Source organism: Micromonospora arida, assembly GCF_003857035.1.
GTDB classification, from domain to species: domain Bacteria; phylum Actinomycetota; class Actinomycetes; order Mycobacteriales; family Micromonosporaceae; genus Micromonospora; species Micromonospora arida.
On the sequence record NZ_QGSY01000275.1, the window covers coordinates 78709 to 91301 of the forward strand.

11 protein-coding genes are annotated in these 12593 nt (G+C 69.5%); 5 read left to right on the plus strand and 6 right to left on the minus strand.

Translation table 11 applies throughout. The features are described 5' to 3' along the window. Positions 1-98 precede the first annotated feature (98 nt). The 3 genes from DLJ58_RS27775 (at position 99) to DLJ58_RS27785 (ending at position 4257) form a co-directional block, all read left to right on the plus strand. Positions 99-2456 (plus strand): family 43 glycosylhydrolase, encoded by a 2358-nt coding sequence (locus DLJ58_RS27775; protein WP_244219155.1) that lies wholly within the window; start codon positions 99-101, stop codon positions 2454-2456. A gap of 27 nt (positions 2457-2483) precedes the next feature. Beyond that, positions 2484-3116, plus strand: coding sequence for a hypothetical protein (locus DLJ58_RS27780; RefSeq protein WP_124860651.1), 633 nt, complete (start codon positions 2484-2486; stop codon positions 3114-3116). A gap of 61 nt (positions 3117-3177) precedes the next feature. Next, the gene (locus DLJ58_RS27785) at positions 3178-4257 is read left to right on the plus strand and encodes a hypothetical protein (protein WP_208741367.1); all 1080 of its coding nucleotides are present in this window, start codon (positions 3178-3180) and stop codon (positions 4255-4257) included. 61 nt (positions 4258-4318) lie between these two features. Here DLJ58_RS27785 and DLJ58_RS27790 read toward each other — a convergent pair whose 3' ends face one another. Then, positions 4319-5620, minus strand: a complete 1302-nt coding sequence (locus DLJ58_RS27790; RefSeq protein WP_124860653.1) for a hypothetical protein — start codon at positions 5618-5620, stop codon at positions 4319-4321. A 489-nt stretch (positions 5621-6109) separates the two neighbouring features. On the opposite strand from DLJ58_RS27790, the gene DLJ58_RS27795 reads away from it, so the two are divergent. Beyond that, complete coding sequence (locus DLJ58_RS27795; RefSeq protein WP_124860655.1) at positions 6110-7687, plus strand: pectate lyase family protein; 1578 nt, start codon at positions 6110-6112, stop codon at positions 7685-7687. A 55-nt stretch (positions 7688-7742) separates the two neighbouring features. Here the strand turns inward: DLJ58_RS27795 and DLJ58_RS27800 are convergent, their stop codons facing one another. From DLJ58_RS27800 to DLJ58_RS27820, 5 genes are all read right to left on the minus strand, one after another. Beyond that, entirely contained in the window at positions 7743-9053 is a 1311-nt protein-coding gene (locus DLJ58_RS27800; RefSeq protein WP_124860657.1) for a radical SAM protein, read from the minus strand. Positions 9054-9114: 61 nt separating this feature from the next. Beyond that, on the minus strand, positions 9115-9519 hold the full coding sequence (gene sodN, locus DLJ58_RS27805; protein ID WP_124860753.1) for a superoxide dismutase, Ni: 405 nt from the start codon (positions 9517-9519) through the stop codon (positions 9115-9117). A gap of 99 nt (positions 9520-9618) precedes the next feature. Continuing rightward, positions 9619-10431 carry an inositol monophosphatase family protein gene (locus DLJ58_RS27810; RefSeq protein ID WP_124860659.1) on the minus strand — a complete coding sequence of 271 codons (813 nt, stop codon included), beginning with the start codon at positions 10429-10431 and terminating at the stop codon, positions 9619-9621. 70 nt (positions 10432-10501) lie between these two features. Next, on the minus strand, positions 10502-11017 hold the full coding sequence (locus DLJ58_RS27815) for a hypothetical protein (RefSeq protein ID WP_124860661.1): 516 nt from the start codon (positions 11015-11017) through the stop codon (positions 10502-10504). 117 nt (positions 11018-11134) lie between these two features. Next, positions 11135-11584: an iron chaperone gene (locus DLJ58_RS27820; protein ID WP_124860663.1), complete on the minus strand. Its 450-nt coding sequence runs from the start codon at positions 11582-11584 to the stop codon at positions 11135-11137. A 226-nt stretch (positions 11585-11810) separates the two neighbouring features. Here DLJ58_RS27820 and DLJ58_RS27825 point away from each other — a divergent pair, with 226 nt between their 5' ends. Then, positions 11811-12572 (plus strand): GNAT family N-acetyltransferase, encoded by a 762-nt coding sequence (locus DLJ58_RS27825; RefSeq protein WP_124860665.1) that lies wholly within the window; start codon positions 11811-11813, stop codon positions 12570-12572. The last annotated feature ends 21 nt before the right edge of the window (positions 12573-12593 follow it).

Genomic DNA, 12593 nt, shown 5'->3' on the forward strand with positions numbered 1-12593 from the left:
GATGACCGCACGTCAGAGATGAAGGAGGATGTCTCGTGGAACAACGAATGCGACGGGCGACCCGAGGACGGGTCGCAGCGCTCGCGACAGTCGGCCTGATGCTGACCACGGGGTTCGTCGCCCCGGCAGCGCCGGTCCAGGCCGCCGACACGAACCTCGTCGTCAACGGCGGCTTCGAGGACGGCCTGGCCAACTGGTTCGTCAACAACGGAAACGCCTCCGACGGCGCCCAGCTGTCGGCCACGTCGGACGCCCACTCCGGCGCGAACGCGGCGCTCGTCACCAGCCGGACGACCACCGGGTCCGGCCCGATGCAGGACCTCAGCGGCAAGGTGCAGGCCGGCCAGGCCTACACCCTCACGGCCCGCATCAAGTACGAGAACGAGAGCGGACCGGCGACGAAGCAGTTCTTCGCCACCATGCACTACGGCGGTGGCACCTACACCAACCTGGTCAGCGTGACCGCCACGAAGGGCCAGTGGGCACAGTTCAACGGAACGTTCACGATCCCGACGACGCAGAGCGTGTCGACGGCGCGCCTGTTCTTCGAGACCCCCTGGACGAGCACGCCGTCCACCGACCCGGCTCTGCACCTGATGGACTTCAAGCTCGACGACGTGTCCGTGGTCGGCGCCGCGCCGCCCGCGCCCGCGTCGAAGACCATCGAGGTCGTCGGCAAGCTGCCCGGCGAGCACAACCCGTTGATCGGGCACAAGTTCGGGGCTGACGGTTTCGGCCTCGTGCACGACGGTCGGGTCTACATGTACATGACCAACGACACCCAGGGCTACGCCCCGAACCCCACCACGGGAGTCTCGCCGGGGATCAACTACGGCGACATCAACCAGATCACGGTGATCTCCTCCGAGGACCTCGTGAACTGGACGGACCACGGTGAGATCCAGGTCGCCGGCCCCAACGGGGTGGCCCCGTTCACCGCCAACTCGTGGGCTCCGGGCATCACCAAGAAGGTGGTGAACGGAGTGGAGAAGTTCTTCCTCTACTACGCCAACGGCGGTGGTTCCAGCAACGTGATCACGGGTGCGTCGCCGCTCGGCCCGTGGACCAGCGAGCGCACCAGCACGCTGATCGACGGCCGTACCCCCGGCGCCGAGAGCGTCGCGTGGAAGTTCGACCCGGCCCCGTTCGTCGACGACGACGGCCAGCCGTACCTCTACTTCGGTGGTGGTCCCGCGTCGACGAGCATGCCGCCGGCCGAGCGCTTCAACAACCCGAAGAACATCCGGTCGATCGAACTCGGCGACGACATGGTCTCCACCGAGGGAACGGCCGCGGTGGTCGACGCCCCGGTCGCCTTCGAGGCGGGCCACGTCTTCAAGCGCGAGGGTAAGTACTACTTCTCGTACTCCTCGCACTTCGGCGGGAACGACTTCGGTGGCAGCCAGCAGCCGCTCCCCGGTTACCCCGGGGGTGGCCAGATCGGCTACATGATCTCCGACGGGCCGATGTCGTGGCCGAAGGAGACCTACGCCGGGGTGCTCTTCCCGAACCAGTCGCAGTTCTTCGGGGCCGGCACCGGTGGCAACAACCACCAGTCGGTGTTCGAGTTCGGGGGCAGGTACTACTTCACGTACCACGCCCCGACGCTGAACAAGCGCATCAACGGCAACACCACCCAGGGGTACCGCAGCCCGCACATCCAGGAACTGACCTTCAACCCGGACGGCACCATCCAGCAGGTCGTCGGCACCTACGCCGGCGTGGACCAGGTCCGCGACTTCGACCCGTACCGCGTCTTTGAGGCCGAGACGTTCGGCTGGAGCAAGGGCGTCGCGACCACGAAGGTCGACGGCAGCTCCGCCCAGTTCGGCGGCACGGCACCCAACCTCGTGGTCCGCGACATCGACAACGGGGACTGGACGGCACTGTCCTCGGTGACCTTCGGGGACAACGGCGCGCAGAGCCTGACGGCTCGGGTGCGTGCGCTCGCCGCCGGCGGGCAGATCCAGGTCCGGCTGGACGACGTCAACGGTCCCGTCGTCGGCACGGTCGCGGTGGACACGCCGGTCGGACAGTGGGCCGAGGTGACCGCCGAACTTGACGGCGTCAGCGGCGTGCACGACGTCTACCTCACCTACACCGGCCCGGCCGGCGTCGACCTCTTCGAGATCGACAACTGGGCCTTCGCGGCGGCCAGCTCCGACCTGCCCGTCACGCTCACCGCGTCCACGCGGTGCGTGGGCGGCAAGGCGTACGTGGCGGTGCAGGCGCGCAACGACCACGACGCGCCGGTGGGCATCACCCTCGAGACGCCGTACGGCGAGCGCTCGTTCACGTCCGTCGCGCCGGGCGCGAACGCCTACCAGTCCTTCAACACCCGCGCCGAGTCGGTGCCGGCGGGTTCGGCGACGGCCCGGGTGACCGGGGCGATCGGCGGACACGACGTGACGACCGTCCGCACCGTGCAACACCCCGCCGGCACCTGCGGCGGATAACCCCTCATGGCGGAGAACGGAGATCACATGAACACATACAAACGGCGACAGACACTCGCGGCCGGCGTCCTCGGCGCCGTGCTGACCGGGGCGGCTGTGCTGCCGTCGCCCGCACTGGCCGAGCCCGGTGACGACGCCAGCGTGCGGGTCACTGTCGACATCGACGAGATCAGGGAACCGGGCGTGCTCGCCCTGTCGATCGCGGGCGACGCCGTCGCGCTGTCCGAGGACGGCTCGACGCTGCTGGTACGCCAGTTCGTCGGCACGCTGCCGACGGTGACGGTCACCGACACCCGCGTCGCCGACGAGGTGCCCGACGGCGCCAACTGGGCGGTGCTCGGCAGCGCGACCGACTTCACCGGTGCCGCCGGCCAGGCGCCCATCACCGCCGACCACTTCGGCTGGAAGCCGCGCCTGCTCGACGGCGGGGAGACCGGCCTGGTCACCGAGGGCGAGGAGGTGGTGACCAGCCTGGACGAGCCGACCCAGCCGGGCAACAATGTCGGCCTCGTCGACCAGGAGCTGTTGGTCTCGGCCTTCGACTCCGAGGCCGTCGCCAGCGACTCGTACTCGGTCAACGCCGACCTGTACCTGCGGACTCCGGCGGAGGTCGCCGCCGGCGCGTACAGCTCCACGCTCACGCTCTCACTGTTCGAGTAGTGGCCTGGGCGGGGGCCCCGGACCGGGACCCCCGCCCAGCCCCGTGCCGAAGGGCCGATTCATGACCGTCACCCCGCTGCGCCGGGCGCTCGTCGTCCTCGCCGTCGCGTCCCTCGCGGTTGCGGCCGCGCCGACCGCGGCGGCGGCGGAACCGGACCCGAAGGCCCTGACCTGGACGGTCCAACCAGCAACCGCGACCGGGCCGGACCAACGCCGATGGATCAACGCCAGCCTCGACCCGGGGCAGGCGGTGACCGAGCACCTGGCGGTACGGAACTTCAGCCGCACTGCCGTCGCCTTCTCCCTGAAGGCCGCCGACGGCTATCTCACCGACAAGGGCCGCTTCAACATGCTGCCGTCCGACCGTCCCTCGGTCGACGGCGGCACCTGGATCGACGTGCAGGAGAAGGCCACCGTCGGTCCCAACGAGACACGGGTGGTGCCGTTCACGATCACGGTGCCCCAGGGCGCCACACCGGGTGACCACCCGGCCGGCATCGCCGCGACCGTCACCAGCACGGGCGGCACGGTCAACGTCGAGAGCCGTGTCGGCTTCCGGGTGATGCTGCGGGTGAACGGCTCCGCGCAGGCCGCTCTGGCCGTCCGGGGCCTCGACGCGACGTACTCCCCGTCGTGGAACCCCTTCGCCGGTGGCACGGTGCGGGTCCACTACACCGTCGAGAACGACGGCAACGTCTGGGTCGGCGGAACGAGTCGGGTGGCGATGTCCGACCTGCTCGGCCGGACCAACCACGACGCCACCAGCGCCGTCGAGGAGTTGCTGCCCGGCGGCGCTCGGACGGTGAAGACCCGGGCCGACGGCGTCTGGGCCCTGGGACGTCTCCGCACGACCGTCAGCACCTCGCCGACGTTGCTCGGCGACGGCCAGGCCGGGGCCGACCTCCGTCCGGCCTCGGCCACCGTCACCACCTGGGTCGTACCGTGGGCGCAGCTCGCACTCTTGGGCCTGCTGGCCGGCCTGCTCCTGGGTCTGCGGGCGGCGGCCCGGCACCGGCGGCGTCGGCTGGCCGGGCTGCTGGCCCGCGCGAGGCAGGAGGGCCGGCAGGAGGGTCAGGAGGCCGTGCTCGTCGGGGGCTCGCCCGCTGCTGCCGAAACCGACGCGGGCGACGCCCGCCGGTAACCCGTCGGCGCGAGGAAACCGCGCTGCCGGATCGCGGCGAGGCGTCGCCCGGTCCGCGGCCTCAGGGCTTGGACTGGCCCAGCAGCCAGCGCAGGATGCTGGCGTCCTCGTAGGTCGGCCCGAACGCCGCGTGATAGTCCGGCGACGAGAACGCGGCGTCGGCGTACTCGGTGTAGCGCACCAGGCCGGCGGTCTGCTCGGGCGTCTTGCCCCGGGCGGCGTACGCCTGCCGCAGCACGGCCGTGGAGTTGCGCGCGCCCGAGACGTTGAGCAGGTGGTCGTGCTCGCCGTGGGTGATCCACACCGGCACCTCGGCCGCCGCGATGGCGGTCGCCTGGGCGGCGTTGACCGGGAAACCACCGGTCACCAACCCGCCGGCGAACAGGTCCGGACGCTTGGCGAACGCCTCCCAGAGCAGTTGCGAACCGTACGACACGGTCGTCGCGTACACCCGACGGGTGTCCACCGCGAACTGGCCGACGAACTGGTCGAGCAGCTTGACCAGCAGGTCCGCCTCGGCGGCCCCACCGACCCGCTGGTGCTGGGGCGCCAGGACGATGACGTCCTCGGCGGTGCCGGTCCACCGGGGTTGGAGCCACGCGGTCGCCGGGATGTCGGCGGCGAGTTGGACGCCGAGGTTGTCGCCGTCCCAGCCCATCCCGTGACCGGGCAGGACGACCATCAGTGGGTACTTGCGGCCCGGCTGGTAGTTCTTCGGCAGGTGGTAGTGGTACGGCAGCACCATTCCGCCACTCAGGAACGAGCCGTAGGTGAACTCGTCGACCAGTTGGTTGACCGGCTTCTCGGTGACCGGTCGGGACTCGCGCGGGGTGGCCCGGGCGAGCACCGGCCCCTTGCCGGCCCCGCGGCCGGGCTGGCCGTGCACGTCCTCGCGCTGCACGACCCGGGTCGGCAGCTCGGGATTGACCTTCACCGTGCAGAGGAAGGTCGGGCACTTGGAGACGATGACCGTCGAGCCGCCGGTGTCGGCGGGGTCGAGCTCGACGATGACGTACCTTCCCGGCGCCGATCGGTGGTCGGCACGGGTGCCCGGTGTCCCGTTGGTGTAGGTGTGGGTGACGGTCCGGTCGGCGAGCTTCGGCAGGTCCTCGATGGGGTTGAAGCGGAAGTTGTAGATGGTGTCGGTCACCGAGAACGTGGCGGTGTCGAGGGTGCGGGGGTTGACCGTGGCTCCGTACTCGATCGCCACCGCCGAGACCTTCTGGCCGTACGTGTAGACGGTGGTGATCGGGGTGATGCTGCGGATTCCGTCCGTGTCGCCCCGGCTGCCGTACGCCGTGCCGGAGGCGCCGGCCAGGACGAGGGTGGCAGCGAGCGGGATCAGTCCTTTTCGCAGTCTCATGCGGGTCCTTTCTCGGGGGTGGTGCGCTCAGTCAGCGATCTCGCCCGGGGAGCCAGGAGTGGGACGGGTCGACGCGAGCCGGTCGCTAAACTGATTTAGCAGAGCATCGATGGCGGGCCCAGCCGTGTCAATACCGAGCGCGCAACAAGCCGGGAACCCGCGCCACCGACGGCCCGGACCGCGCTGGCCCGCACGCCCGACCCTCCCCGCGAGCACTGCAACAAACCTGCAAGCGTCAGCTATTGCCTTCAGGGAAACCGCTTTCCTACGATTGCGTTACATCGATGTTTCATTTAACGGTCGGGCGAGCGGTGTTGCCGGGCACACCCGTTCGCACGACACATCCCCGCTTCTACCAGGGCGCGAGAGACCTCGATGAAATCCTCGCGATTGACTGTCGCCAATTCCGAATGATGTTCGTCGGCAGGTGCGGTCGCGATGTCCGTCGGGGCGAAGCCTGGAACGAGACGAATGCGAAGGTGAGGCGACATGAGACGACCAGTCGTGTTGCGACGTCAGGCGGTACTGGCCGCGGCGGCTGCGGCGGCCGTGGTGATCGCGGCCGGGGTGGTGCTGCCGACCCCGCAGGCATCGGCGGCGGTCGGTAACGCCACCGGCTACGCCACCCAGAACGGCGGGACCACCGGCGGCGCGGGCGGGCAGACGGTGCGGGCCAGCACGGGCACGGCGATCCACGCGGCACTGTGCGGACGGACCAGCAGCAGCACCCCGATCACCATCGAGGTGACCGGAACGATCAACCACGGCAACACCAGCAAGGTGTCCGGGTCGAGCTGCAACACCGCCGCGGGCGTGATCGAGCTCAAGCAGATCAGCAACGTCACCATCATCGGGGTCGGCAGCGGCGCCGTCTTCGACCAGCTCGGCATCCACATCCGTGATTCCAGCAACATCATCATCCAGAACGTGACAGTGCGGAACGTCAAGAAGTCGGGCTCGCCCACCTCCAACGGTGGGGATGCCATCGGCATGGAGAGCACGGTCCGCAACGTCTGGGTCGATCACGTCACCCTGGAGGCCTCGGGCGGGGAGTCCGAGGGGTACGACGGCCTCTTCGACATGAAGGACAACACCCAGTACGTGACGCTGTCCTACAGCATCCTGCGCAACTCAGGTCGCGGTGGTCTCGTCGGGTCCAGCGAGAGCGACCTGTCGAACGGCTTCATCACGTACCACCACAACCTCTACGAGAACATCGACTCCCGCACGCCGTTGCTGCGCGGCGGGGTCGCCCACATCTACAACAACCACTACGTGAGCCTGCATGAATCCGGGATCAACTCCCGGGCAGGGGCCAGGGCCAAAGTGGAGAACAACTACTTCCGCGACTCCAAGGACGTCCTGGGCACCTTCTACACCAACGAGCGCGGCTACTGGCAGGTCGCCGGCAACGTCTTCGACAACGTGACCTGGTCCAGCGCCGGCAGTGAGAACTACCCCGCCGGCCCCAACCCGACCTCCAACACCACGGTCAGCATCCCGTACCCGTACAGCCTGGACGGGGCGAACTGCGTGCCGGACATCGTCCGTCAGACGGTCGGCGCCAACACGGGCCTGAGGGTGTCCAACGGCAGTTGCTCGCCGCAGACCCCGCCGCCCACGACGCCTCCGCCGACCACGCCTCCGCCGACGACACCTCCGCCGACCACGCCTCCGCCCACGACGCCTCCGCCCGGCGGCGGGACCAACCTCAGCCTGGGCGCCGGCGCCGACGGCTCCAGCAAGGCCAGCGGGACCAGCTACGGCAACGTGCGTGACGGCAACCTGAGCACCTACTGGTCGCCGGCCGGGTCGACCGGCACGATCTCGATCAAGTGGGGCTCGGCGACTCAGGTGTCCCGGGTGGTGATCCGCGAGCCGTCCGGTACCCAGGGCTCCATCGGGTCCTGGCAGCTGATCAACAACGACAACGGAGCCGTCCTGGCCTCCGGTAGCGGGGCCGGTTCGATCACCTTCTCGGCCGCCGCGATGAGCAAGATCAACTTCAAGATCAACAGCTCCAGCGGTACGCCACGGGTCGGTGAGTTCGAGACGTACGCCAGCTAGCGCCGAGCACGGGCGGGAGCGGGCAGGTGACCCCGTTCCCGCCCGTGCGCGTCCGTCACGAATCCGTGGACGGCAGGGTGTCCATGAAGGAGCTGACCGAGAAGACTGCTCGCCCGGGTCCGGCGGGGCCGTACCCGGGCGGGCTGGACAGGCCGTGGGCGTCCATGGTCGCCCGGTAGGCCTCCAGCAGGCGGACGTGGTATTCGAGCGGTGCGCCCTGCGGGTTCGTCCGGCCCAGCGGTGTGGTGGGCTCCGGGCACCAGGTGGTGAACCGGGGCGTGATCCCCCGGGACATGAAGTAGTCAAGCCCCTCGGTGGTGGAGGCGATCGCCTCGTCGACGCTCGTGAAGCCGTGTGGGGCGGCCATCTCGACGCCCGCCACGAAGTTCGGGATCACGTTGCGCGGGCCGAAAACCTCGGCGGAGTCGAGGATGCGCCGGTGCCACTCCTCCCGGCCGACGTACCGCTCCTTGCCCGGGCAGTACAACTCGAACAGCCGCTTGTCCCACACCTCGTAGTTGGGGTGGTAGATGCGGATTCCGTAGTCGTGGAACCGCTGCACATCGGCTCGGGGCAGCGCCTGGGCGACGACCTTGCCGATCCACCGTCCGGGAAACCGCTCCTCGATCGCCTGCGCGTACCGGCCGTAGAAGTCCGCCTCAGCCAGCCCGTTGACCTGCGAGGTGATGCTGCCACCGGTCAGCGTGTACGCCTGCGACGCGCGGTCGACGTCGTGCCGGTTGATGATCTCCAGGGCTTCGAGGACCTCGTCGACGGGCTTGACCCCGGTGTAGGGCCGGCCGGCCTGCTTGTGCTGCCGCCAGTTGTGGTTGATGTCGCAGTACTGGCACTCCTCCTTGGCGCCGAAGTACTGACAGACCCGGAACGCGGTGAGGTAGATGAGGTAGCCCCACTGGATCGTCGGGGCGACCTCCATCACCGACTTGCCGTTGGCGAGCGTGTGGCGGTAGTACGCCGGCATGGGGGGCAGCCCGACATCGGCGATCGGCCGCCCGTCCAGGAACAGGCGCAGCCGACCGTCGCTGTCGGTGCCGACGCGGTACGGCGAGCTGGGGTTGGTGCGGACCGAAACGACGGTACGACGCAGCTCGTACGGACCCCCGGTGAGCACGATCTCCTCCGGTGGCCGCCGCAGCGCCGCCGTCCCCAACTCCGGCAGCGTCCGGTGGTCGAAGGAGAAGATGAAGTACGACTTCGGCTTGACGTCGCCGTGCTCGTTGTCGGTCAGTGCCGCGTCGTCGAAGGCGAGCCCGCCCCGCAGCAGGTCCTCCTTGAGGACCGATTCCCGCGGCACGTGTGGAAAACGGCCCATCAACTCTTCGACGAGGTCGGTGCGCGACGTCATGCGGTTCCTCCCGAACGCGGTACGCCGAACCGGGTGGCCGGTGCCACCCGGTGCCGGCTGATCAGCTCTGCTTGGTTTCCCAGAAGATCTTCGAGATCTCCTCGATCTTGCCGAGGAGCTGCTCGGCGACCGCCGGGTCCGCGGCGCCCTTCGCGCCGCCGGCACCTGCCAGCTTGGTCGCCTCGTTGAAGAGGCCGTGCAGCTGGGGGTACTTCTCGAAGTGCGGCGCCTTGAAGTAGTCGGTCCAGAGGACCCAGAGGTGGTGCTTCACCAGCTCGGCGCGCTGCTCCTTGATGAGCAGCGCGCGCGTGCGGAACTCCGGGTCGTTGCTGGCCTGGTACTTCTCGGAGACCGCCTTGATCGACTCGGCCTCGATGCGGGCCTGCGCCGGGTCGTAGACGCCGCAGGGGAGGTCGCAGTGCGCGCTCGCGACGGTGCGTGGGCGGAGAAGGTGGGACAGGAACATCGGAATCCCTTCGACTGTGGCGTTCGGCTGACGTGCGTCCGGGCGCGGCGGCCCGGACGTGATCATCTAGGGACGCTAAAACCTCAACCGCACTTCATGTCAAGGTCGAGTCGATGGCGAGTGCTGTTTCCGGATGAGCGTCAGCAGGGCGGCGTGCGTCCGCTCGTCCGCGGCCACGACGAGACCGTCCCCACCGGCGTGCAAGGGCTGGCCGTCGAGCCCGGTGACCACGCAGCCCGCCGCCTCGCAGAGCGCGATTCCGGCCGCGAAGTGGACGCTGTTGCGCAGGTCGTGGCGGTCCGTCACGTAGGCGGCGCGGCGGCCGGCGGCGACCCAGGCCACGGCCAGGCTGGTGGAGACCACCCGGGGGCGGAACTGTTCGAGGAAGCTCTCGTCGGCGAGCATGCGGGCGGCCAGGAAGACGTCCCGGTTGGGAAAGGGCGGGTCGAGGTTGAGGTCGACAAGCGCCGACTCGGCCGACGGGACGAGTCGCCCATCCGTTCCCGCGCCCCGGACGTACGCGGCGGTGCCGTCGGTCCAGAACACCTCATCGGCGAACGGGTCCACCGAGGCCGCCACTGTGACGTCCGACCCGACCCGCAGGGCGACGTTGACCGAGGCCAGCATGGTCCGCGCGGCGAAGTTCAACGTTCCGCACAGCGGGTCGACCAGCCAGGTGCGCCCGTTGTCGCCGGCACCCGTGCGCCCGCTCTCCTCGGCCACCACGGCGTCGCCCGGACGCGCCGCGCGCAGGACGTCGATGATGGCCTGCTCGGCCTCGACGTCGGCGGCGGTGGCGAAGTCGCCGGCGGTCTTCATGACGCGCGTCAGTGCTGAGCCGTACCGGGAGCGGACAACTGAGGCTCCAGCTTCCGCCGCCTCGACAACCAGCGCATGGTCTGTGATCGACATGCACGAACCATAGGAGCTGTGGGCAAGGTCGATGACAGCCCCGCACCCAGGCCGTGGGTCACCTGGCAGGTCAGTCCGACAGTTCGATGATCGGTAGCTGACTGACGACCGCCGTCATGATCATCGGAGCGTCGCCGTCACACTGGTTGACTGAGACCGCGACCCACCGCCCCTCGGTCACCGTCGGCCCCCAGACGGTCAGGTCGCCGTAGCAGTCCAGGTCGCAGAGCGACTGGAACAGCGCCGGCATGGGTTCACCGGCCTGACCCCGAAACAGCGGCACCCGCATGGAGACCTTGCGGTGCGTGCCCCACCTCTGGTCCAACTCCGCTACGACCAGGGCCAGGTTCGCCTCGGCGGCCTCCTCGGCCTCGTTCCATTCGCGACCGTACACACCCGTCAGGGCGTCGCTCTCCCAGAGCGGGGCGACCCGAAAGCCCTCGCCACGGGTGCCGGTCCACTCACCGGTGGCCGGGTCCCCCTCGCTGACCGGCACGCCGCCCGTGGGCAGGTCCGCGGCGAGCAACGACTCGATGTCGGACACCGTCCGACCGGTGTCGAACACCTCACCGGCCCGGCCGGTCATCGGGGGACTCGTCGTACCGTCGGCGGCTCATACCGCATCGTCCGCACCACCTGTCTCCGTCGGCTCCGGGCCTCGATCATCGCACCGTGAGCCAGCCAACGAGAGGGCGGGCGTCGGTCAGGAGACCGCAGTCCGCACCAGCTCGGTGATCTTCTTCTCCACGGCCGGGCTCCACTGCTGCAACGCGTACGCCACCGGCCAGAAATCCCCGTCGTCGAGGTTGGCCGGGTCCTGGAAGCCCACTGTCGAGTACCGGTAGTTGAACTTGCCGGAGTCCTGGAAGAAGACGACGATCTTGCCGTCCTCGTTCGCGTAGGCGGGCATCCCGTACCAGGTCTTCGGCGTCAGGGCCGGGGCGGCGGCGGTCACCGTCACGTGCACCCGCTCGGCGAGCGCACGGTCCTCCGGTTCCATCTGCGCGATCCGGTCGAGGACCGCCTGCAGCCCGTCCGCCTTCTTGGCGCCCTTCTTGCCCTCGGCGCGCAGTTCGTCGGCGCGCTCCTTCATCGCGGCCCGTTCCTCGGCGCTGAAGCCGTTGGACCCGGTCGTGGTGCTCTTCGCGGACATTGTCGGGCTTCCTCTCGTCGTCTGGCCCGGCGCGCTGCCGACTGCCTGGGAAAAGGCTAGGTCGGGCGGCGCTCCCGAGCTTCTCGATTCCTGATCGTTCGAGGACCGCCCTCCTGCCGGTGAGGTGCCGCTGCGGGGTGACCTCGGCCTCTCGAAGGTGCTCAGCAGCCCGCCCGGTGGCTAAGTTGCCGGACGAGGGCGAGCGAGCGTTCCGGGGGAACCAGACATGAGCACCACCGCCGACCAGATGGCGACGGCGTACTTCGACGCGATCCAACTGCTCTGCCGGGTGACGCCGAAGGGCTGGTACGCCGAGCGGGGCACCGCCCGTGCGGGGCTCACCCACGCCAGCGTTCCGACACTCAACGGGGTCCTCGAAACGGCCACCGAGCCGGATCTCGCGGCCATCGACGAGTTGGCGACCGAGGTCAGCCGGCAGACACCGCACTGGTCGATCATCATTCGCGGTGCGGCGAGCGACGAGGTCGCCGAACTGGCGGCCCGGCACGGGCTACGCGGACGCGGCGACCTCCCCCTGATGGCCTGCGCCACCGACGACATCGTGTTCCGGGCCGGCTCGACCCAGCAGGCGATGGTCCGCCGGGTCGGAGCCGCCGAGAGCGACAGGTACACCGACGCCCTCACCCGGAGCTTCGAGGCGCCCGACGGCGTTTTCGGCCCGCTGATGGGCGGCGCGGTGCTCGATACCGACGCCATCACCGGGTATATGGCTGAGGAGGCTGGCAGCCCCGTCGGCACCGGGCTCGGAATGCGCACACCCGGCGTGATCGGGGTGTTCAACATCGCCGTCGTACCGTCCGCCCGGGGTCGCGGCCTGGGCCGGGCGCTCACCGAGGCGGCGCTGCGCGACGGCGTCGCCGCCGGCGCGGACGCAGCGTACCTGCACGCCAGCCCGATGGGTCGCCCGCTCTACGAGGCGATGGGCTTCACGCTCGTGGAGACCTGGACCGTGTTCCAGGCGGCCTGACCGGCGCGACCGGCCAGAAGG